General features: G+C 67.2%; 20 protein-coding genes. 8 read left to right on the top strand and 12 right to left on the bottom strand.

Going from position 1 to position 22,201, the window contains the following annotated elements; all coding sequences use genetic code 11:
* The coding region (locus tag RT123_RS10860; RefSeq protein WP_313009153.1) for a LuxR C-terminal-related transcriptional regulator at positions 1–109 on the top strand (109 nt) is incomplete at its 5' end.
* Here the strand turns inward: RT123_RS10860 and RT123_RS10855 are convergent.
* The 4 genes from RT123_RS10855 to folE all read right to left on the bottom strand — a co-directional run bounded on the left by RT123_RS10855 (position 106) and on the right by folE (position 7,209).
* Positions 106–3,471 (bottom strand): PAS-domain containing protein, encoded by a 3,366-nt coding sequence (locus tag RT123_RS10855; protein WP_313009146.1) that lies wholly within the window; start codon positions 3,469–3,471, stop codon positions 106–108. The two genes, RT123_RS10860 and RT123_RS10855, sit on opposite strands and share 4 nt — an antisense overlap.
* 90 nt (positions 3,472–3,561) lie before the next feature.
* On the bottom strand, positions 3,562–5,235 hold the full coding sequence (locus tag RT123_RS10850; protein ID WP_055753857.1) for an MFS transporter: 1,674 nt from the start codon (positions 5,233–5,235) through the stop codon (positions 3,562–3,564).
* Between the two features lie 168 nt (positions 5,236–5,403).
* Positions 5,404–6,561, bottom strand: a complete 1,158-nt coding sequence (locus RT123_RS10845; protein ID WP_313009144.1) for an acyltransferase — start codon at positions 6,559–6,561, stop codon at positions 5,404–5,406.
* A gap of 63 nt (positions 6,562–6,624) precedes the next feature.
* Entirely contained in the window at positions 6,625–7,209 is a 585-nt protein-coding gene (folE, locus tag RT123_RS10840; protein WP_055806832.1) for a GTP cyclohydrolase I FolE, read from the bottom strand.
* Between the two features lie 299 nt (positions 7,210–7,508).
* On the opposite strand from folE, the gene fliQ reads away from it, so the two are divergent.
* Genes fliQ through cckA form a run of 4 tightly spaced genes read left to right on the top strand, consistent with a single transcriptional unit; the run spans position 7,509 to position 11,717 of the window.
* Positions 7,509–7,772: a flagellar biosynthesis protein FliQ gene (gene fliQ, locus RT123_RS10835; RefSeq protein ID WP_017505641.1), complete on the top strand. Its 264-nt coding sequence runs from the start codon at positions 7,509–7,511 to the stop codon at positions 7,770–7,772.
* Positions 7,772–8,545: a flagellar biosynthetic protein FliR gene (fliR, locus tag RT123_RS10830; RefSeq protein ID WP_066629549.1), complete on the top strand. Its 774-nt coding sequence runs from the start codon at positions 7,772–7,774 to the stop codon at positions 8,543–8,545. Before fliQ ends, fliR begins: the two co-directional genes overlap by 1 nt.
* The gene (gene flhB / locus RT123_RS10825) at positions 8,538–9,614 is read left to right on the top strand and encodes a flagellar biosynthesis protein FlhB (protein ID WP_066554189.1); all 1,077 of its coding nucleotides are present in this window, start codon (positions 8,538–8,540) and stop codon (positions 9,612–9,614) included. Before fliR ends, flhB begins: the two co-directional genes overlap by 8 nt.
* Positions 9,615–9,665: 51 nt before the next feature.
* On the top strand, positions 9,666–11,717 hold the full coding sequence (cckA, locus tag RT123_RS10820) for a cell cycle histidine kinase CckA (protein WP_313009142.1): 2,052 nt from the start codon (positions 9,666–9,668) through the stop codon (positions 11,715–11,717).
* 21 nt (positions 11,718–11,738) lie between these two features.
* Here cckA and RT123_RS10815 read toward each other — a convergent pair whose 3' ends face one another.
* The 3 genes from RT123_RS10815 to chpT all read right to left on the bottom strand — a co-directional run bounded on the left by RT123_RS10815 (position 11,739) and on the right by chpT (position 13,691).
* Positions 11,739–12,554 carry a protein-glutamate O-methyltransferase CheR gene (locus tag RT123_RS10815; RefSeq protein WP_153925452.1) on the bottom strand — a complete coding sequence of 272 codons (816 nt, stop codon included), beginning with the start codon at positions 12,552–12,554 and terminating at the stop codon, positions 11,739–11,741.
* A complete protein-coding gene (locus RT123_RS10810; RefSeq protein ID WP_017505646.1) occupies positions 12,551–12,928 on the bottom strand; it encodes a response regulator in 378 nt (125 codons plus the stop codon). Before RT123_RS10810 ends, RT123_RS10815 begins: the two co-directional genes overlap by 4 nt.
* A 91-nt stretch (positions 12,929–13,019) precedes the next feature.
* A complete protein-coding gene (gene chpT / locus RT123_RS10805) occupies positions 13,020–13,691 on the bottom strand; it encodes a histidine phosphotransferase ChpT (protein ID WP_284877023.1) in 672 nt (223 codons plus the stop codon).
* 96 nt (positions 13,692–13,787) lie between these two features.
* Here chpT and cysQ point away from each other — a divergent pair, with 96 nt between their 5' ends.
* On the top strand, positions 13,788–14,615 hold the full coding sequence (cysQ, locus tag RT123_RS10800) for a 3'(2'),5'-bisphosphate nucleotidase CysQ (RefSeq protein ID WP_185224427.1): 828 nt from the start codon (positions 13,788–13,790) through the stop codon (positions 14,613–14,615).
* A 3-nt stretch (positions 14,616–14,618) separates the two neighbouring features.
* On the opposite strand, the gene RT123_RS10795 is transcribed toward cysQ, so the two are convergent.
* From RT123_RS10795 to RT123_RS10780, 4 genes are all read right to left on the bottom strand, one after another.
* The gene (locus tag RT123_RS10795; protein ID WP_313009141.1) at positions 14,619–15,833 is read right to left on the bottom strand and encodes a hypothetical protein; all 1,215 of its coding nucleotides are present in this window, start codon (positions 15,831–15,833) and stop codon (positions 14,619–14,621) included.
* 106 nt (positions 15,834–15,939) lie between these two features.
* Positions 15,940–16,284, bottom strand: coding sequence for a hypothetical protein (locus RT123_RS10790; protein ID WP_313009140.1), 345 nt, complete (start codon positions 16,282–16,284; stop codon positions 15,940–15,942).
* A 54-nt stretch (positions 16,285–16,338) separates the two neighbouring features.
* A complete protein-coding gene (locus tag RT123_RS10785; protein ID WP_066629565.1) occupies positions 16,339–17,982 on the bottom strand; it encodes a peptide chain release factor 3 in 1,644 nt (547 codons plus the stop codon).
* A gap of 31 nt (positions 17,983–18,013) precedes the next feature.
* Positions 18,014–19,618 carry a hypothetical protein gene (locus tag RT123_RS10780; RefSeq protein WP_197458407.1) on the bottom strand — a complete coding sequence of 535 codons (1,605 nt, stop codon included), beginning with the start codon at positions 19,616–19,618 and terminating at the stop codon, positions 18,014–18,016.
* Positions 19,619–19,818: 200 nt separating this feature from the next.
* Here RT123_RS10780 and RT123_RS10775 point away from each other — a divergent pair, with 200 nt between their 5' ends.
* A complete protein-coding gene (locus RT123_RS10775) occupies positions 19,819–19,965 on the top strand; it encodes a hypothetical protein (RefSeq protein ID WP_165113816.1) in 147 nt (48 codons plus the stop codon).
* An 18-nt stretch (positions 19,966–19,983) separates the two neighbouring features.
* Here the strand turns inward: RT123_RS10775 and RT123_RS10770 are convergent, their stop codons facing one another.
* A complete protein-coding gene (locus tag RT123_RS10770) occupies positions 19,984–20,358 on the bottom strand; it encodes a hypothetical protein (protein WP_055753868.1) in 375 nt (124 codons plus the stop codon).
* 228 nt (positions 20,359–20,586) lie between these two features.
* Between RT123_RS10770 and RT123_RS10765 the strand changes: the two genes are divergently transcribed.
* On the top strand, positions 20,587–22,201 hold a 1,615-nt coding region (locus RT123_RS10765; protein ID WP_313009139.1), incomplete at its 3' end, for a malate synthase G.

Here is a 22,201-nt window from a genome sequence, read left to right as displayed (position 1 = left end):
CGTCTCCGAAGCCACCATCAAGGCGCATCTGACCAGCGTGTTTCGAAAGCTGGGCGTTCACAACCGAACCCAGGCGGTGATCCTGGCCAAGTCGCTGGACCCGGCTTAACTAGACAGGAAGGCCTTCAGCGCCGCCGGCTTGATCGGCTTGGGCAGAAGGACGGCGCCGGCCGCCGTGGCCTGCTCGTTCAGCCCGTCGCGGGTATCGGCCGTGACCAGGGCGATGCGGCGCACGCCCTGGGGCCTCAGCCAGTCGATGACGGCGAACCCTTCGGGCCCATCGCCCAGATGCAGATCGACCACGGCGGCGTCGAAGGGGCCGATCGCCGCCTTGGCCGCCTCAACGCTGGCGACCAGCGTCGGCCGCGCGCCCCAGCGGGTGAGCAGCGCGTTCAGCGCGTCCAGGATCACTGGCTCATTGTCCACGCACAACACGCGCAGGCCCGCCAGCGGCAGGCGCGCCTCGCGCACCGGCGAGGCCTCGGCGGGCAGGTCGGCTGCGCTGCGCGGCACGGTGATGCGGAAGGTCGTGCCGCGTCCCAAACGTGAACTCAGCTCCAGCGGGTGATCGAGCAGGCTGGACAGGCGGCGCACGATGGCCAGCCCCAGGCCTGCGCCCGGTTCGTCGACAGCGCCCGGCAGACGCACGAACTCGCCGAAGACGGTTTCGTGTTCGGTGTCGGGAATGCCGCGTCCGGTGTCGCAGACGAACAGCTGCACCGTCTCGCCCCGCCGACGCGCCCCGACCAACACCCGGCCGACATCCGTATACCGGATCGCGTTGGCCACCAGATTCTGCAGCATGGAGCGCAGCAGATCACGGTCGGACGCGACCCACAGGCGGCTGGACATCACGGTCAGATCCAGACCCTTGGCCTCGGCCACGGGCGCGAACTCGCGGCGTAGTTCGTCGAACAGGCCGCCCAGCGACAGCCGCGCGACATTGGTCCGCACGCCGCCGGCCTCCAGCTTGGACAGGTTCAGCAGGGCGGTCAGCAGACGGTGGGCGCTGTCGATGGCGCGGTCCGCGTTGACGGCCAAGGTGCGGCTGGTCGCGTCTTCCAGCGCCGGCTCTTCCTTCAAGGCGGCGATGAACAGGCGGGCGGCGTGCAGCGGTTGCAGCAGGTCGTGGCTGGCGGCGGCCAGGAACCGGGTCTTGGAGGCCGTGGCGTCTTCGGCCACGCGCCGGGCCTCGTCCAGCCGGGCGGTGCGGTCGGCAACGCGCGCCTCCAGCCGTTCGTTGGCCTCCTCCAACTCGCGCGCGGCTTGGCGCAGGGCGGTGATGTCGGTGTAGCTGGTGGCGTAGCCGCCGCCGGGGATCGGCGCGCCGGAGGAACGCAGCACCCGGCCGTCGGGCTGCTGGCGTTCGTGGTCGTGGGGAATGCGGCGGCTCAGCGCTTCCAGCCGTCGCTCGACCCAGGCTTCGATGTCGTCGGGGCTCTCGCCGCGCTCGGCGTTCAGCCGATAGATGACGGCGATGGGCAGGCCGACGTGTACGAAGCCGGGCGGCAGGTCGAACATGGCGACGTAGCGCCTGTTCCAGGCGGTGACGCGCAGATCCTCGTCAACCACGATCACGCCCTGGTCGATGTTGTCGAGCGTGGTCTGCAGCAGGTCGCGGTTGAACTGAACGGCTTGGGACGCCTCGTCGAGCATCCGCACCACGTCCTCGGGCGCGCGCCCGACGCCGGCCAGCGCCGCCGCGATGACCCGACGCGCAGAGGCCGCGCCGATGGCGCCGGCCAGCATCCGCTCGGCGGCGCGCGCCAGGGCCGCATCGGCCGGATCGGCGTCGCGCAGCTTGGTGTCGGTCTCATCGCCCCAGGCGGTGAAGGCGCGCTCGGCCCGTTCGTCGCCGATGAAGCGGGCGACGAGAGCGCGCAGATCGCCGACCGAGGCGCCCGACGGCGCAGGCCGGGCCTCCATCCAGTCCGGTCCCAGCCGATCCACGAAGGCGCGGGCCTGGACCCGGTCGATCAGGCGGGGCTGAGCAAACCGCGACACGCCGACATAGGCCGCCAGGTTCAGCGCCAGGCTGACGAAGACGCCGAGCGCCAACGGATCCTTGACCCCCAGCATGACGTGCAGGTGCCAGGGCGCGCCGGGCGACAGCTGGGGCATGGCCAGCATGACGATCCAGACGCCCATGCCGACCGTCATGCCCGCCAGCGCCCCCTGCGCATGGCCGCCGCGCCAAAGGACCGCCCCGAACAGGGCCGGCGCCAGCTGGGCCATCGCCGCGAAGGATACCAGCCCCATGGCCGCCAGGCCGCGCGACTGGTCCGTCGCCTGATAATAGAGCCAAGCCAGCAGCAGGACCGCGACGATGGCCCCGCGCCGGACCTGAAGGATGGTCCCAGCCATGTCGGAGGCGTCGCCGCGCACCCGCCAACGCTCGCGCGCCAGGAAGGGCAGGATCAGGCTGTTGGACACCATGGCCGACAGGGCGACGGCCTCGACGATGACCATGGCGGTGGCGGCGGAAAAGCCGCCGACGAAGACCACGGCCGTCAGCAGGGTCTCGCCGCGCTGGAACGGCAGGGCCAGCACCAGCAGGTCCGGATTGACCGAGGGCGCAAACAGGGCGCCGGCCGCCACAAGCGGCAGCACCGCCAGACTGGTGAGCAGCAGATAGAGGGGAAAGATCCAGCGCGCCCGCTTCACGTCCGACGGCTGACCGCCCTCGACAAAGGCGACGTGGAACTGTCGCGGCAGGCAGAAGATGGCCAGGGTGGACAGCAGGGTGATGGCGGTGAAGCGCGGCGTGACCTCGGGCGGCGCGGCCAGGGCGCCCAGGCCCTCGATGATGCGCGGCGGCGAGCCTTCGTTCAGCAGCAGGACCAGGGCGAAGACGGCGACGAACAGCAGGGCGCCCAGCTTGACCATCGACTCCAGGCCGATGGCCTGGATCAGGCCGCGATTGTGCTCGGTCAGATCGGGACGGCGCGCCCCGAACAGGATGGCGAAGAAGGCCAGGACGCCAGCCAGCACCAGGACCGTCAAACCCTCGGACCCCGCAACCGGCGTGCCGGCGGTCAGCAGGGCGCCGGCCATCGACAGCGACTTCAGCTGCAGAGCGATATAGGGCAGCGACCCAAGGATGGCGACGACGGTGACGGCGGCGCCTAAGGTCTGGCTCTTGCCGTAACGCGAGGCCACGAAGTCAGCCATGGAGCCCACATTCTCGCGCCGGGCGGCCGCCGCGATCCGGCGCCACAGCGGAAACAGCAACGTCAGGCCGATCACCGGGCCGATGTAGATGGGCAAATACTCCCACCCGTCGCGCGCCGCCGTGCCGACCGCGCCATAGTAGGTCCATGAGGTGCAGTAGATCGCTAGCGACAGGGCGTAGACAGACGGCCCCAACCCCTTGCCGCGCGCGCGCGCCGACGGACGTTCCTGAGACCAGGCGACGGCGAACAGCACCGCCATATAGGCAGCGACCAGGCCGAGGATCGTCAGGCTGAACATCGGGGCATCTGAACCGGACGCGGGGTGTTTCACAAGCGAAAGGCGGGCCGTCTTGCGACGACCCGCCCGTCATTTCGCCTGAAAGCAGGATCAGGCGTTCAGATCGACGTCCTTGCCTTCCTTGACCAGTAGGAAGCCCAGAACGACCGTCCCCAGGGCCACCACGATCGGGTACCAGAGGCCGGAGTAGATGTTGCCCGTCGCCGCCACGATGGCGAAGGCGGTGGTCGGCAGGAAGCCGCCGAACCAGCCGTTGCCGATGTGATAGGGCAGGGACATGGAGGTGTAGCGGATATTGGTCGGGAACATCTCGACCAGGGCCGCCGCGATGGGTCCGTAGACCATGGTCACATAGAAGCCGAGGATGAACAGGATCAGCACGACCATCGGCTTGTTGACCAGGGCGCTGTCGGCCTTGGCCGGATAGCCGGCGGCGGTCAGGGCCTCGCCCAGGCTCTTGTCCCAAGTTTTCTTCTGGGCGGCGAAGTCGGCCGGGGCCATGGCGTCGCCCCGGAAGCTGGGGATGACGGCCTGATCGCCGATACGCACCTCGGCGACGGTGCCGGCCGGGGCCGCGACGTTGGTGTAGGTCACGCCCGCCTTGGCCAGATAGGATTTGGCCACGTCGCAGGAGTGGTTGAACACCGTCTTGCCCACGGGATCGAACTGAAGGTTACAGTCGGCCGGATCGGCATAGACCGTGACCGGCGCAGAGGCGGCGGCGGCGGCCAGTTTCGGATTGGCGGCCTGGGTCAGGGCGTTGAACAGCGGGAAATAGGTCAGGGCCGCGATCAGGCAGCCGGCCAGGATGATCGGCTTTCTGCCCACCTTGTCCGACAGCCAACCCCAGAAGATGAAGAAGGGCGAAGCGGCCACAAGCGCGATGGTCAGCAGCACATAGACCAGGGTGGCGTCGACCTTCATGACCCGTTCCAGGAAGAACAGGGCGTAGAACTGGCCGGTGTACCAGATGACGGCCTGGCCGGCTGTGAGGCCCAGCAGGGCGATCAGCACGATCTTCAGGTTGGGCCATTTGCCGAAGCTGTCTTTCAGCGGGGTCTTGGAGCCCTTGCCCTCGGCCTTCATCTTCTTGAACGACGGGCTTTCGGCCAGCTTCAGGCGGATCCACAGGGACACGCCCAAGAGCAGGATCGAAACCAGGAACGGAATGCGCCAGCCCCAGGCGGCGAAGGCCTCTTCGCCGACCGCAAGGCGGACGCTCAGGATCACCACGAGGCTCAGCACCAGGCCGGCGGTCGCCGTGATCTGGATGAAGGAGGTGTAGAAGCCGCGCTTGCCCTGAGGGGCGTGCTCGGCGACGTAGGTGGCGGCGCCGCCGTATTCACCGCCCAGGGCCAGGCCCTGGATCAGGCGCATCAGCACCAGAATGATGGGCGCGGCGATGCCGATGACTGCATAGGGCGGCAACAGGCCGACGACGAAGGTCGACAGACCCATCAGCAGCATGGTGACGAGGAAGGTGTTCTTGCGTCCCCACAGGTCGCCCAGCCGCCCGAAGACGATGGCGCCGAAGGGCCGCACCGCAAAGCCGGCGGCGAAGGCCATCAGGGCGAAGATGTAGCCGGTGGTTTCGTTTACGCCGGAGAAGAACTGGACGGTGATGATCGCCGCCAGAGAGCCGTAGAGATAGAAGTCGTACCACTCGATGACGGTGCCGACCGATGAGGCGAGGATGACCAGGCGATCGCTGCGATCGACGGTGTGCTCCTCTCCTCCGGACGCAAGGGGTGCGTCGGTTGCCATGATCCATTTCCTCCCGTGTCGCCGTTATCGGCCGTTCTGCACATCCTTCAGGATGCGTGGACGCCGACATTGACCGAGAGCGGGGCGGGTGGAGAGAGCGACTTTGGTCGAGGATCGTCGGTCGCCAAGGCGACCTTGGGGTCGAGGATCACCGCTCGCCCAGGGCAGTCAGCCGTCGATGGAGATGACCGGGCCGAGCTTGGGTTGCGCCTTGCCGCGACGAGCGCTGCGACGCTTCAGCCAGGTGCGGATGCGGGTCTGGATCGGATTGTCGATCGCGAAGTGGAAGGCGAAGGCGAAAGCGACCGCCGCCATGACGCCCAGGCCCCACAGGCCCCATTGAACGAAGAGGGGCAAGGCGACGCGCGCCTCGACCGCATTGACCACGCCGAACCAGACGATGCGGACTACCTCGTTGGAGATGAACATGGAGAAGGAGACCATGGCGGCGGTTTCGACCCACTTCGAGGGTTTGGTCACAGGCACGGCGCCGGCGGCCAGGATGATGATCGAGATCAGGGTCAGGGCGGCAAGGGCGTGCTTGTCGTGAAGCTGAAGCGCGAAGAAGCCGACGGCGGCCAGCACCCCGGCCCAGCTGGCCAGGCGCGGGGCGATCCAGACCTTCTGGGCGAACCAGGCCAGGCACATGCCCAGGAAGAACAGCGGCAAGGCGCGGATGATGCCGTAGCGCATGGGCATCTGATAGACGGGATAGCCTAGGAACGACCAGCACAGCTGGTTGGCGACCAGATAGACGCCGACGCCGACGGCCAGGGCCGACCAAGGACCCAGCCGCATCAGGCCGCGAATGATCCAGGGGAAGGCCAGATAGCAGCCGATCAGGGCCGAGATCGACCAGGTCGGGGCGTTCCAGCCCAGTCCGCCGTGCACGCCATAGGATTGCAGCAGCAGCAGCTGGGCCGGCAGCTGATCCCAGGCGAACCATTCGGGATTGCGGGGCGGCGAGCCGGCGGCGGTGGCCAGCAGCACGAAGGCGACCAGCGACAAACCCATGATCAGGTGGGCGGGCACGACACGCAGGAACCGCTTCAGGAAGAAGTCGCCGGGCGACATCCGACCCTTGTCCACCGCCGCGCCATAGACGCGCATCAGCACATAGCCGCTGTCGATCAGGAAGAAGTTGGTCAGCAGGAAGCCGCCGCGTTCGAAGATCGGATTGATCAGGTGGGCGAGCGGCTCGGGACCGGCGGCCTGGAAGTGATGCAGGATGATCAGGAAGGCCACGATGAAACGCAGCGCGTCCAGCCAGCCGCCGCGCGCGATCTGAACTGTCTCATTGCGGGTCGAAATCAGGGACCAGGGCATCGTCAGCGCCTCCTTTGATCCCTTTACCGCAAGCGTCGGGCCAGTTCGCCTGTCAGGCGAACATCAGCCCCGCACCAGACGCAGAAACTCCTCGCGGGTGCGGGGGTCGTCGCGGACGACGCCGATCAGGTGGCTGGTCGACAGGCTGGCGCCCGGCGCATTGACGCCGCGCAGGGTCATGCAGCTGTGCTCGGCCTCGATTACCACGCCGACGCCGTGCGGCTTCAGCACGGTCTGGATGGCTTCGGCGATCTCGGAGGTCATCTTTTCCTGGATCTGAAGGCGGCGGGCGAAGCCGCGCACGACCCGAGCCAGTTTGGAGATGCCGACGACGCGGTCCGTCGGCAGATAGGCGACGTGCGCCTTGCCCACGACCGGCAGCATATGGTGCTCGCAGAAGCTGACGAAGCGGATGTCCTTCAGCACGACCAACTGGTCGTAGCCTCCCGTCTCTTCGAAGGTCTTCTCCAGATAGGAGAGGGGATCGACCTCATAGCCCTGGAAAAGCTCGCGGTAGCTCTTGGCGACGCGGGCGGGGGTTTCCAGCAGACCTTCGCGGTCCGGGTTGTCGCCGGCCCATTCGATCAGGGTGCGGACGGCGGCTTCGGCGTCGGCCTGGGAGACTTTGGAGGCGGGGGCGTCTGTCATGGCGGCCTAGATAGCGGAGCATTTGAGGGAAGGGGAGGCGAAGATCGGCCCCATTACGAGGCAGGCGCGCATTCAGACGGCGAAGTCAAAAAAAGAGAGTCTAATTCGTCTAATTCGTCTGAAATCGAATGGATGGCGCTCCCCAAGGCGAAGGCGGGGACGTCGGCATCGAAGCGGCGCCGTTCAAGGCCGCACGCGAGATTTTTCCGTGGGTCAGGTCTGCGCGAAGACGCGTGTGGTTAGCGGCCTGTTAACCATCCTGTCGGCATTTTCTGCCCAGTAGTTGCTGGAGTGGGCCGATGAACGGCGCGGAAGTTCTGGACGTCGGGCGCGACGCCATCTGGCTGACGATCCAGCTGTGCCTGCCGGTGCTGCTGGTCGGCCTGGTCGTCGGCGTGGTGATCGGCCTGTTTCAGGCCCTGACGCAGATCCAGGAACAGACCCTGATCTATGCGCCCAAGATCATCGCCATCTTCGTTTCGCTGATCCTGTTCCTGCCGCTGATGGGCGCCCTGTTGGGCGGCTTCATGCGCCAGATCGCGGCCCGCATCGCGGGGATGTAGTGGACGCTTATGCGACCGCTGATCAGGTCTGGGCCGGGGGGCTGATCTTCGCCCGGATCGCGGCGATCCTGATGCTGATCCCCGGCTTTGGCGAGGCCTATGTGCCCCCGCGCGTGCGACTGTCGCTGGCGCTGGTCATCAGTCTGGCGCTGTGGCCGGTGGTGCGCGGTTCGCTGCCGGGCCTGCCGGACAGCATGGGGCTGATGGTCGGGTGGATCATCCGCGAGGTGGTCGTGGGCCTGATGATCGGCCTTTTGCTACGCATGTTCATGAGCGCCCTGGCGACGGCGGGCGAGATCGTGTCGCTGCAGACGACGTTGAGCTTCGCCCAGACCGCCAATCCGATGCAGGCCCAGCCGGGCTCGACCATCGCCGCCTTTCTGGCCCTGCTGGGGGTGACGCTGCTGTTCGCCACCGACACCCACCACCTGTTCATCGCCGGCATGGTGGGATCGTATCGGCTGATCTCGCCGGCCCAGCCGCTGATGATGGCCGACTTCACCCAGATGGCTGTGCGAACCCTGGGCGACAGCTTCCTGCTGGGCGTGCAGTTGTCGGCGCCGGTGCTGGTCTTCGCCTTGATCTTCAACCTGGCGTCCGGCCTGGTGGCGCGGGTCATGCCGTCGTTCCAGGTCTATTTCGCCGCCGCGCCCTTGAGTGTCATCCTGGGCCTGTCGATCTTCGCGCTGAGCCTGGGTGCGCTGGGCACCCTCTTCATCGACCGCTACCGCCGTCTGGCGGAGTATTTCGTGCTGGGAGGCCCTGGTGGCTGAAGGCGCGGATCCCGAGTCGAAAACCGAAGAGGCGACCCCGCGAAAGCTTGAGGACGCCCGAAAGAAGGGCGATGCGGCCAAGTCGCCCGACGTCGCCCAGGTGCTGTCGCTGGCGGGGGCGGCGGCGGTGATCCTGATGGGGGGAGGCTGGTTCGCCTCGTCCATCGCCGAACAGATGCTGCCCTTCATCGCCGCCCCGCACGAGATGCTGGGGGTGCTGAACTCGGGCGCCGGAAACCAGATCATGGTGCGCGCCGTCTGGGCCGTGGCGCCCTTTCTGGGAGCCGTCATGCTGGCGACCATCCTGGGCGGAGTCGGGGGCAATGTCGCCCAGTCCGGTCTGATCTTCACCGCCGAAAAGCTGAAGCCCAAATGGTCGGCGGTCAGTCCGATGCAAGGGTTCAAACGCATCTTCGGCCCCGACGGCCTGGCGCAATTCGTCAAGACCTTCCTGAAGCTGATCGCCGTCTGCGCGGTGTGCTGGATGGTGTTGAAGCCGCACCTGCGCGAGTTCGAGAACATGGCCGCGATCAGCCCGCTGGCGATCCTGCCGCTGGCGCGCGACATGGCCATCTCGCTGTTCGTGGCCTCGATCATCCTGCTGGGCGCCACCGCCGGGGCCGACTTCATCTGGCAGAAGATGCGCTTCGCCAAGCGGATGCGCATGACCAAGGAGGAGCTGAAGGAAGACTTCAAACAGTCCGAAGGCGACCCGCACATCAAGGCCAAGCTGAAGCAGATCCGCATGCAGCGCAGCCGCCAGCGGATGATGGCCAATGTGCCCAAGGCCACCGTCATCGTGACCAATCCGACCCACTATTCGGTCGCCCTGCGCTATGAGCCGGATCAGGGCGACGGGGCGCCGATCTGTGTTGCCAAGGGCGTCGACGCCCTGGCCCTGCGCATCCGCGAAGTGGCGACCGAGCACGGCGTGCCGATCGTCGAGAACGTGCCGCTGGCGCGCGCCCTGTACGCCACCGTCGAGGTGGACGAGGTCATTCCGCGCGAACATTTCGACGCCGCCGCCAAGATCATCGGCTTCGTCTTCCAGTCCCGTAAGCGCCGGTAAGGCGGCGTCAGGATTTGGGCGTATGATCGCAACACTGATTCGCGAGGCTGTATGACGTCCACCCGCCGCCCTTCGTTCGACCTGTTGTCCGGCGTGATGGCGTTCGGCGTCGTGGCGGCGATCGCGGCCCTGGCCTATCCGGCGTTTCGCGCCAACCCGACCTCGGCGCCGGGGCTGGTGCTGATCCTGACGGTCGGCGCGATCGCCCTGATCGGTCTGTTCGGCTTCCGCCGGGCGGCGGACGCCAAGCCGAGCAGCGACGCGGCCATCGAGGTGCTGGACGCCATGGCCGAACCGGCGGCGCTGGTCTGGGATTCGGGACAGATCCTGGCCTTCAACGCCGCCTGGTCCGAGGCCAATGGGGCGACCGGCGCCCTGCCGCGCGGCAAGTCGGCCCAGGCGCTCTACATGGCCTTCGCCCAGGCGCGCAAAGGCGAGCCGGGCCGCGCCATCGTCATGATCGGACAGCGCGAGGTCGAGGTTGTTATCGGCCAGATCGGCGATGGAAAGACGGGCGAGGGCAGGTTCCTGATGCGCGCGGCGCCAGACGCCGTCCTGCCCATCGCCGCTGCGCCCATTCACACGCCCGCCGCCGCGGCGACCGGTGAGGCGCGGGCCATGGCGGCCGGGGCGCCTTTCGGCTCGGCCGTGATCGGCGGCGACGACCTGTTTTCCGGCCGGGCGGAAGAAGCCAATCCGGCGCTGGCGGTCCTGACCGGACCGGGGGCGGCGCGCGATGCGGCCTTTGGGCATCTGTTCGATCCGGGCGGAATCGCCGAGGCGCGGCTGAAGCTGGCGGGCGGATCGTCGGGCCCGATCGAACTGGTCGCACGGGCCTATCCCGACAAGATGCTGCATCTGTATGTGGCGCCCGAGGGCGACAAGCGGCGCATCTGGCTGTTCGACGTCTCGGGCCAGAAGTCGATGGAGCTTCAGCTCAACCAGGCGCAGAAGATGCAGGCCGTGGGCCAGCTGGCCGGGGGCGTGGCGCACGACTTCAACAATCTGCTGACGGCGATCCAGCTTCAGCTGTCGGGTCTGCTGGAACGGCACCCGGTGGGCGATCCTTCGTACGAGGGGCTGAACGAGATCCGTCAGACGGCCATTCGCGCGGCCGACCTGGTGCGCAAGCTGCTGGCCTTCTCGCGCAAGTCGACGGTGCGTCGCGAGCGGCTGGACCTGGGCGAACTGGTCGGCGAGTTCGCTATCTTGTTGCGGCGGCTGCTGCGCGAGGACGTGCGGCTGGAGACCGACTACGGACGCGACCTGCCGGTCGTGCTGGCCGACAAGTCTCAGCTGGAGACGGCGGTGATGAACCTGGCCGTCAACGCGCGCGACGCCATGCGCGGCGTGGTCGAGCCGGGCGCCGGCGTCGTCACCATCGCCACGCGCCGCTTGACGGGCGACGAGGCGCGAGCCCTGGGCTGGGTCGATGCGCCGACGGACGAGGTGGCCCTGATCGAGGTGTCGGACACCGGACCCGGCGTGCCGCCCGAACTGGCGGACAAGATCTTCGAACCCTTCTTCACCACCAAGGCGGTGAACGAGGGCACCGGCATGGGTCTGGCCACCGTCTATGGCATCGTGCAGCAGGCGGGCGGCCACATCACCGTCAGCAATATCGAAGGCGCGGGGGCCGCCTTCCGCATCTTCCTGCCGGCGGCGGGCGAGGCGGAGCTGGCCGAGGTTCAGCCGGTCGAGGTCAAGGCCAAGGCGCCGCGCGACCTGTCGGGCGCCGGCCGCATCCTGTTCGTCGAGGACGAAGACGCCGTGCGCGGCATCGCCGCCCGGCTGCTGCGCCAGCGCGGCTATGAGGTGATCGAGGCCGCCGACGGCGAGGAGGCCCTGCTGCTGGCCGAGGAACACGCCGGCCAGATCGACATGATGATCTCGGACGTCATCATGCCGGGGCTGGACGGGCCGTCCTTGCTGAAGAAGGCGCGCAAATATCTGGGCGACGCGCCGGTCATGTTCATCTCGGGCTATGCCGAGAGCGATTTCTCGGACCTGTTGCAGGACGAGACGGGCGTGTCCTTCCTGCCCAAGCCGCTGGACATCAAGACGCTGGCGGAGCGGGTGAAGCAGGAACTGCACGCGGGCTGATCGCCCGGATGACGAGCGAATTCAGGCGGCGCGGCGAAGCGCCGACGGCGCCTTTACATACAGGCCCCTGCGGCCGTTGACGGCGCGGAAGGCGACCGTCTCGCCTTCCAGACTTTCGTCCACGCCCAGAAGCAGGCAGCCGTCATCGACCAGGCGGCGCTCCAGTCCGTCTAGAAGACGCGCCCGGCGCGACGGGTCCATATCGGTCATGACATTTCGGCAGAAGATGACGTCGAAACGGGCGTCATCGGTCGGTTCGTCCAGCAGGTTGGCGCGACCGAAACGCACGGCGTCGGCCAGTTCGGCCTTGACGATCCACTGGTCTTCTCGCGGTTCGAACCAGCGCAGCATGGTCTTGGCCGTAAGCCCGCGCTGGATCTCGAAGCCGGTGTAGAGGCCCGAGCGCGCCTTCTCGATCGCGCGCTGCGACAGGTCGGTGGCGACCAGATCGACATCGACGCCGATCTCCCTGGCCGTCATGGCGATGGACCAGGCCTCCTGGCCGGTCGAGCAGCCGGCCGACCAGATCTTGATCCGCCCGTCCGGCCGCGCCTTGGACAGGGCCGGCAGCAGTTCGGTTTCGAGAATGCGGAAAGGGGTGCGGTCGCGACGGAACCAGGTCTCGGCGTTCAGCAGGGCCTCGATCACCGACCAGGCCAGCGAGGCGACCGGATTGGCCCACAGGTTCGTCAGCAGAGCCTCGACATTGGCGTAGCCCTCGCGCCGCGCGATCGGACCCAGCCGGTGTTCGGCAAGGTGGATGCGATCCCGCGACAGCCGATAGCCGGCGCGGGTGGCGAGAAGGGACTGCAGCTTGTCGAAGTCCTCAGGCGTCATGCGGCGATCGCTCCGACCTCCGTCAGCTTGGACTGCAGGATTTCGCCGTCGAACGGCTTCATCACATAGTCGTCGGCGCCGGCGGCCAGGGCTTCGGCGATCCGCTCGGGGCGGGTCTCGATCGTGCAGAACAGCACCTTGGGTTGCTTGCCGCCCGGCATGGCGCGCAGGCGACGCAGGAAGGTGATGCCGTCCATCACAGGCATGTTCCAGTCCACCAGCAGGACGTCGGGCATGGCGCCGGTGCAATAGGCCAGGGCCTCGGAACCGTCCGCAGCCTCATCGACCTCATAGCCCAGGCCCTCGACGATGCGGCGCGCAACCTTGCGGATGATGCGGCTGTCGTCGACGATCAGGCAGGTTCGGAAGTCCAAGGTCGATCCCTCAATGACACGACGGCTTTCGCCCGTGGCGCATGGACTGTTTTTATCTCAAACGCCAGTTAATGAGTCGTTTGGAAACGCCTCAGGCGGGCATTCGCGCGACCAGTGCGACCTTTCCGTCTTCAACCTTGACGCGTAGAGCGCCGCCGGCCTCGTTCACGGTCAGCCACAGCCAGTAGGGCTGGATCCATTGGCCGGCCAGGCCCTCGACCAGGCGTTCGCCGGCCAGACCCGTGACTGCCTCGGGCTTCAGCCGGGCGCGGGCGCCCTCGGCGAAGCCTTCCAGATAGAGCAGGCCGTTTTCCATCCGCGACTGAATGGTGGCGACGCCGCCCATCGGCAGGGCGCCGACGGTCAGATAGGCGAGGTTGGTCAGGGCGCGGGCCTGGGGCTTGGTAAACTCGCCGTCGGCGATGCGCCAGTCCAGCGAGGCGCGCCCCCCCTGGACCATGCCGGACACCAGGCCTTCGATCTCGCGGGCGGTGAACTTCTCGCTGGTGGTGGCGGCGCCGAAGGCGACGCGGGCGAAGTGAACCAGGGCGACCATCTTCCTGGCGCTCTGCTCGATCAGGGCCAGGGCGTCGTCGCGCATATCCTGAGCCGTCGGGTCCTGCATCAGGTCCAGACCCGAGACGATGGCGCCCGACGGGCTGATGAAGTCATGGCACAGCTTGGCCGCGATATAGGTCGCCAGCTCTGTCCCATCGACCGGAAGGTCCAGCGGAGCGGCGTCTGTGTCGTGGGGTGAGGTCATGATGTCTGGCGCGCTCAGGTCACAGTTCGTGTCGCGCGCGAAGTTGGAGTGATTTGCCGGTTCATGGAACCGTCCGGATGGTCTATCGACCCGCCAATGACGACCTCTTCCACACCTGCTCTTGAGCGCGATCTGACGTCCGGCGCGCTGTCCCTGGCCATCGCCGAGATCGCAGAGGAGGCCGCGCGGCTGATCCTGCCCTATTGGCGCGCAGGCACGGCGGTCGAGACCAAGTCCGACGACAGCCCGGTGACCCAGGCCGACCGGGCGGCCGAGGCCCTGATCCTGGAACGGCTGGCGGCCCTGTATCCGGGCGTGCAGACGGTGGCGGAGGAGGCCGTGTCGGCCGACGGCGCGCCCGAGGCGGCCGAGGACTGGTTCTGGCTGATCGATCCGCTGGACGGCACGCGCGGTTTCGTGCGCGGCGGCGAGGCCTTCACCGTCAATATCGCCCTGATCCATGACGGCTATCCGGTCGCGGGCGTGGTCACGGCGCCGGCGACGGCAACGACTTGGCGCACCGACAAGCCCGAGGGCGGCGCCTTCCGGCGTCAGTTCGGCGCCCTTCAGGCCGGCGAGGCCCATTCGGGTGAGGACTGGCGTCCGATCCGGGTGCGTGATCGGCCGCAGGAAGGCATGGCCCTGCTGAGCCACAGCGTCACCGACGAGGAGGCGACGCGTCTCGCCGCCCGTCACGGCTGCTCGCGCTGGCAGGGGACGGATTCATCGCTGAAATTCTGCCTGATCGCCGAAGGGCGCTTCGACGCCTATCCGCGCACGGGTCCGACCTCGGAATGGGACACCGCAGCGGGCCAGGCGGTGCTTGAAGCCGCCGGAGGCCGGGTGCTGGCCGATGACGGGCAGCGGATGGCCTATGGCAAGACGCGGTTCCTGAACGGCGCCTTCGTCGCCATGGGCGGCTGAGGTCTAGGCCCTCAGAAGCGCCTCGGCGCGATCGGCAAGGGCGTCGACGCCCATTTCCCGGGCCGTCATCGCCGCCTCGCCCAGGATCAGCCCCAGATCGGTCGGGACGACGCCGCCCAGCCGATGACGCGCCAGCATGATCTCGGCCATGCCGATCTGATCGGCGGCCCAGTCGAGCGGCGTCGCGGTCGCCATGCGCGCGCGAAGGCGGGTTTCCAGCGTCATCAGGGCGGTCAGATTCTTGACCGCCTCGGCCAGGGCCACTTCGCGCGTGATGCGGCGCTCGCGCGCCAGGGCGCCGATGATCAATTCGCCGCCCTGCGTCAGGGTTTCCGCCTGGGTCAGCAGCATCAGCGGCTGGGCGTCGTCGCCCACGCGCAGCACCTGGATCGCGGCCCAGTCCAGTGGGCTGTGATCCGGGGTGAACTGATCAGCGGCGGCGTCGAACATGATCCGCCCCTGGTTGCGGGCCTCGTCATGCCCCGCGATCACGGCCAGGGCCGACAGGCCGGCGCCGCACAGGGCCAGGGCGCGGGCGCGGGTCAGGGGGCGATGGTCGGGGGACGCGGCCTCGACCAGGGCGCCCAGGTCGCGGCCGGCCTGATCCAGCAGATGCACGTCGCGCTGGACCACGCCCATTTCCAGCGACAGGGCCGCGCGATCCATGCGCAGATCCATGTCCTCGGCGTCGTCTCTGCGCACCGCCTCATCCATCAAGACAGCCGCCTGATGAAGGCGGGCGATGTCGCCGCTCAGTCGGGCCGTGCGAACCGTCAGTCGGGCGTGAAGCGCGGCCATGCCGACGGCGATGCGTCGGCTGCGCGGCTGTCCGACCGCCGCGAGGGTCGTCGCTGCGCAGTCCAGACGGGCGGGATCGCCGCACAGGTCAAAGCGCAGCATCAGCACCGCCGCCTTGGCCATGGCCGCCCGCGCGATCTGATCCTCGCCCACGGCTGAACGCGCTAGGCTGTCGGCGCAGCGGTCGGCACGGTCCAGACTGTCGGCGGCGCCGGTGCGTCGGGCGTGTTCGCGCCACAGGGCGCAGGCGCGGTTTTCTGTCTCGAAGGGACGGGCGCAGGAGACGCGTCCGGCGTCCGTGGCCTCGCGTCTGGCCTCGGCGCGCAGCAGATCCGCGCCGATCAGTTCGACCCAGCCCAGGTCTTCGCTCTCTCGCGCCTGGGCGAAGAGTTTTCGAAGATCACGGCCGAATTCAAACATGCTGGACCTCGGTTATCCCGCTTCGGGACGCAGACTGCGTCACTTGCGGCGTCCAATGCAAACGCAGCGCCGGGAATGCGGTTCGGCTTGGCCTTAAGCCGGCGACCTAGTCGAGTTTCGGCGTCTTCTGCTGGCAGCGTTGCAGGTTCGCGCGCGCCTCGGGCGCCTCGGCGTTGAGCTGACGCACCGCGGCGATGCGCGCACGGGTCTGATCGGCCTCGGCGGCCGGCGCCGCCTTGCCCGCCGCCGTCGCGGCCTGCATGGCCGCCAGGGACCAATAGAGCGCGGCGTCATACAGCCGCCGCCCCTGGGCGCTCTCGCCGCCTTCAAGCTCCGACGCGGCCTGGGTCAGGCCCGCACAACGCACCGCTTCGTCATACGAAACCAGCCCCACGGAAGGGGCGGCCTGCAGCATAAAGACGGTGCTGGCGAGGGCGAGAAGCGTCGACATGACCTCAGAATGGCTCAGCTGCGTGACCAAAGGAAGTCGTTTGCGGCGCCGGCCTCAGCCGCGCTCCTTCGTCTTGGTGAAGGCGATCTTGGGGAAGCGTTCGCCGACATAGCCGGTCTCCCAGCTCGACTTGGCCAGGAAGACCGGGGCCTGATCGATGTCGCGGGCCATCTGCGGGCGATATTTGCCGCTAAAGTCCTCGACGTCCGCGTCGGAGCCCTCCGCGCCTGGAGCGATCCAGCGCGCCTCGGCGTAGGGGGAGGGTTCGAAGACGACGTCTAGGCCGTACTCCTCACCCAGACGGTCTGCCATGACCTCGAACTGCAGCTGGCCCACGGCGCCGACGATGAAGTCCGAGCCGATTTCGGGACGGAACAGCTGGGTCACGCCTTCCTCGGCCAGACCTTCCAGCGCCTTCTTCAGGTGTTTGGCCTTCAACGGATCCTTCACGCGAACCCGTTGCAGGATTTCCGGCGCGAAGTTCGGCAGGCCGGCGAAACGGACTACGCCGCTCTCCGACAGGCTGTCGCCGACGCGCAGCACGCCGTGGTTGGGAATGCCGATCACGTCGCCGGCGAAGGCGTCGTCGGCCAGTTCCCGATCCGAGGCGAAGAACATGATCGGCGCATTGACCGACAGCGACTTGCCGGTGTTCTGCACCTTCAGCTTCATGCCGCGCTTGAAGGCGCCCGACGCCATACGGAACATCGCGATCCGGTCGCGGTGGTTGGGGTCCATATTGGCCTGGACCTTGAACACGAAGCCGGTGACTTCGTTCGAGCCGGGCTCGACCTCGGTCTCAACGGGGGCGGGGGCGTTGCGGGTCTCGGGCGGCGATTCCTTCTTCGCCTTCATGACCTTGGGCGCCGGGGCCCAGTCGCCGATAGCCTTCAGCAGTTCGTCGATGCCGAAGTGGCGAAGCGCCGATCCCCACAGCACCGGGGTCATGTGACCTTCCAGGAAGGCCTGGCGATCAAAGGCCGGATAGCCGCCCTCGACCAGTTCGACGGCCTCGGCCAGGTTGTCTTGTTCGCCCGCCTCGAAATACTGCGCCGCCTGGTCCAGCGGCAGGGCGGGGGGGTGTTCGGGATCCTCGGCCGACCCGGCGGCCTTGCGGGTGTAGGGCTGGAACCGGCCGGTTCCGACCTCGACCATGCCGCGCAGGCGATTGCCGCTCTCGGCGGGCCACCAGATCGGGGCGGGGTCCAGCTGAAGGCGTGACGCGATGTCGTCCAGCAGGGCCATCGGGTCCTGGGCCTCGCGGTCCAGCTTGTTGATGAAGGTGATGATCGGGATGTCGCGCAAGCGGCAGACCTCGAACAGCTTCAGCGTCTGCGGCTCGATCCCCTTGGCGGCGTCCAGCACCATGATGGCGCAGTCGGCGGCGGTCAGGGTGCGATAGGTGTCTTCGGAGAAGTCCTCGTGCCCGGGCGTATCGAGCAGGTTGAACATTTTGCCGTCGTGCTCGAACGTCATGACCGAGGCCGAGACCGAGATGCCCCGCTCCTTCTCGATCTTCATCCAGTCCGAACGCGTGCGCCGGTTCTCGCCGCGCGCCCGCACGGCGCCGGCCGCACGAATGGCGCCGCCGGCCAAGAGGATGTGCTCGGTCAGGGTCGTCTTGCCCGCATCCGGGTGGGCGATGATGGCGAAGGTCCGGCGGCGCGCCGCTTCTTCAGGCAGGGTCAAGGAAGACATGGCGCGCGACTACCCTGCCGCGCGCCGAAAGTCACTCGTTGGCGGGAGATGGGGCGGATTCAGAGGGTGTTTGCGGAGGGGTTTCCGGCTCCGGCTCGCTGATCTGAGGCGCTTCGGCGTCTTGCGTGATCTCCGGCAAGGCCTGGCCCTTTTCGATGGCGGCGATCATGCCGCTTGCGAAGATGGAAGCGGCGCCGCCGTGCGGATTGTTAGCCACCGGTTTCAGCACCGCGATCGCCTCTTCCGGCTTGCCGGTTTTCACCAGGGCGTCTGCATAGGGAAAGCGCACCGCCGCCAGTTGAGGGGCGCGATCCAGCGCCAGGCCCAGGGTCAGCAAATCGTTTTCGTTAGGATAGCCGGGCTGGGTCCGACGGAGTTCGGACATCAGCATAAGGGTGCGGTAGTCGTTCTGACCGGCTGCATAGGCGCGAGAGAGATAGCCGCGCGCCTGGACGCGCAGCGCCTGAGCCTGGTCGTCGTCTTCGGCCTCGCGCGCTTGTTTGAGCCGCTCCTGCGCCAGGAACTGCAGGGCTTCGACATGGTTCGGATTGATTTCCAGCAGGCGTTGAAGCGCACGTTCGCCAGCGGCGCGATCGCCGAAATGGAGACCGGCATGGCCGGCTGCGAGCAAGGCCAAAGGATCGTCGCCATGCCGGGCCGCCAGCCTGGCGACCTCTTGGCCCAAGGCCTGGCGATCTTCGTCAGGGACGCCGATCTTGAGCCGTTGATTGATGAGCAGGAGATCATCGGCGGCGGGCGACAGTCGCGTGACGACGATGTCGGCCGTTGGGAACTGGCCGCTGAGCGTTCTGCCCATCAGGCGACCACGGGTGTAGCGTCGAAGCGCGACCTGAAGGTCACGAAGCGACATGCCAGTGGAAGCCTCCATCGCAGCTACGGAGTCCTCACCGCCCGAAACGCGCTTCAGATAGTCTTCCAACTGCTCCAGGCGCGCAGGATCGCTGATGAACCAGTGGGTCAGCAGCCAGGCGATCGGATAGTAGGTCGCTTTCTGACTCTCGGATCGAACTTCACCCGGACGCTTGGTCAGCAGGACATCAAGCGGGATCCAGGTTTCCGCCATAATCCAGTAGGCGCGGTTCTGGTTGAACTGGCCCAGCTGAACTTTCCGATCTCGGACGTCGATGTCTGCGGTCATGTAGTATTCGGCAAAGCCTTCGACGAACCACGCCGGGTAGGATCCGGGGAAGTTGCCCAGCATGAAGTGGTGGGCGTATTCGTGCATCAGGATGTCGTCGCCCGACATCCCGCCGTCGCCGTCGCCTCTGATGGCGACCGCAAAGATATCCTCTTCCGTCGGGAAGTAGGTGCCCATCGTGTTTTCACCGCTCTGCGGGTGCACACGCGTCAGGCCTCGGCGACCGCCGACGAGATAGATCGGCATTTTGCGCTGCGGCTCATCCGAGATCGAGCCGCCGTGTCGGACCTGCATGACACGATCGAAAATCTCGAGTTTTTGGACGTAATCGCGCAGGGCGCGCTCGCCGCCGTCGCTATAGACGATGAAGCGTTCGCTTTCGGCCCGCAGCCAGTCCGCCCGTGCTGGCTGAGCCATTGCGGCAAACACAATCGATCCCACCGCCGAAATGGCGCAGGTTACCAGCTTCGAACTCATACAATCAGTCCCGAACATCCCGTGAGGGCGAAGGTGCAACTTCCACGCGCCGACGTCCAGCCGATTGGTCCACGTAAACTAACCCCTCGCCACGAAGGGCTATCGGAGTCATGTTCGGTTCTGGAGGAGACGATCAGGCCGTCAGAGTCCGACGCTCCCCTCCCGGATCGATCCGGGATCATAGGGAAAGGACAAGGACGATGGCTGTCATCCATCCTCAAGACCGTATCGCCCATGCGCCGCGTGAGCGGGCGCCGCTGCATCCGGCGGTGGGGCTGGTCGTCGGCTTCGGCTTTATCGTAGCCGTGGCGACGCTGGTCCATGTGGTGTTCAACGCCGTCTTCTGACGGCGTTTCAGGCCGCGATCAGGCGGCCAGGCGGTTCCAAACGGCGCGGTCGGCAGAGACGGCGTCGAGGCGACGGCCCTTGGCCTGAAGCTGACGCATCACCTGTTCGGGCAGGGTGCAGAAACGCGGCTCGACCAGGTCGGGATTGCAGGCGGGGGCCGGCGCCGCGAACAGGGCGGCGTTTACGTCCGGGCTGCGCTCGGCGATCAGCCAGGCCAGGCGACGGGCGCGTTCGGGGTCGTTGCGGTGAAGCAGCGGGTCCTCGGCGAACAGTTCGCAGCCCAGTTCCAGCAGATAGTCCAGACCCAGCTTCTCGAACCGGCGCGCGTCGGCGGGCGTGACCGGGCAGGCCTCGTCCAGGTCGAACACGACGTCGTTCAGAAGAAACAGCATGGGCGAGACGCTCGACTGACCGGACGCGAGTTCGTCCGTAAGCTCACAATAGGCGCCGTCGCTTGCGGTCCCGTTCACGGACGCGGTTAAGCGTTTGTGACCAGCCGGCTGTCGCCGTGGACGAAAAGCGACGGCGATGACGCGACGTGACCCTTGCGCCAGTGTGCGGCCTCGGCTTACCTGATCACGCATTGTTACAGGCCGGCGTCGCGCCGGAGAGAGGCCGTCATGACGACCCATGAAGATCGCGCCGGGCTGAAGGTCGCGGGCGAACTGATCGCCCTGATCGAGCAGGAGGTGCTGCCGGGGCTGGGGCTTGATGCGGCGGCGTTCTGGAGCGGAGCGGCAGCGATTTTCGAACGGTTCGCGCCCGAGAACCGCGCGCTTCTGACGCGACGCGACGCCTTGCAGGCGCAGATCGACGACTGGCATCGGGCGCGGCGGGGCCAGCCGTATGATGTGGCGGCGTCGGAAGCCTTCCTGAAAGAGATCGGTTATCTGGTCGAGGAGCCGGCACCGTTCACGATCGGGACCGAAGGCGTGGACGCCGAGATTGCGCGCATGGCCGGGCCGCAGTTGGTCGTGCCGGTGCTGAACGCTCGCTTCCTACTGAACGCCGCCAATGCACGGTGGGGCAGCCTGTATGACGCGCTTTACGGCACGGATGCGTTGGGCGACCTGCCGGCCGGCGGCGGCTATGACGCGGCGCGCGGCGCGCGGGTGGTGGCGCGGGCCAAGGCCTTTTTGGATGAGGCGGCGCCGCTGGCGGAGAGTTCGCATTCGGATGTCGCCGGCTGGTCGGTGATCGACGGCGCGTTGTCACCCGCGCTGAAGGATGCGGGACAGTTCGTAGGCTTCACGGGCGAGGCCAGCGCGCCCGCCTCGATCCTGCTGGTCAACAACGGACTGCACATCGAACTGGTGATCGACCGCAGCCACCCGGTGGGGCGCAGCGATGCGGCCGGTCTGGCGGACGTGGTGCTGGAGTCGGCCCTGTCGACCATCGTCGATCTGGAGGATTCCGTCGCGGCGGTTGATGCGGCCGACAAGGCCGAGGCCTATCGCAACTGGCTGGGTCTGATGCGCGGCGACCTGTCCGCGACGTTCAAGAAGGGCGGCGAGACCCTGACCCGCGCTCTGGAGCCGGATCGCCAGTGGATGGCGCCGGACGGGTCGTCGGTGATGCTGAAGGGGCGCAGCCTGCTGTTCGTGCGCAACGTCGGGCATCTGATGACGACCCCGGCCATTCGTCTGGCAGACGGGTCTGAGGCGCCGGAGGGGATCATGGACGCCATCGTGACCAGCCTGATCGCGCTTTATGACATCAAGGGTCTGGGCGGGTTCGGCAACAGCGCGACGGGCTCTGTCTATATCGTCAAACCCAAGATGCACGGGCCGGAAGAGGCCGCCTTCACCGACCGGCTGTTCGATGCGGTCGAGGATCTGCTGGCCCTGCCCCGCCATGCGATCAAGGTCGGGGTGATGGACGAGGAGCGCAGGACCTCGGCCAATCTGGCGGCCTGCATTCAGGCGGTGAAGGACCGGATCGTCTTCATCAACACCGGCTTTTTGGATCGCACCGGCGACGAGATCCACACGGCCATGCAGGCCGGGCCGGTGGTGCGAAAGGCCGACATCAAGTCCAGCGCCTGGATCGCGGCCTATGAGGCGAGAAACGTCGCCATTGGCTTGAAATGCGGCCTGTCCGGTAAGGCCCAGATCGGCAAGGGGATGTGGGCGGCGCCGGACCGGATGGCGGACATGCTGGAGCAGAAGATCGGTCATCCGAAAACGGGCGCGAACACCGCCTGGACGCCCTCGCCGACGGCGGCGACACTGCACG

It is taken from the genome of Brevundimonas vesicularis, assembly GCF_032067225.1.
GTDB classification, from domain to species: Bacteria; Pseudomonadota; Alphaproteobacteria; order Caulobacterales; family Caulobacteraceae; genus Brevundimonas; species Brevundimonas vesicularis_F.
The sequence above is the reverse complement of the archived record's forward strand: the minus strand, read 5'-3'. Positions and strand labels throughout refer to the sequence as shown.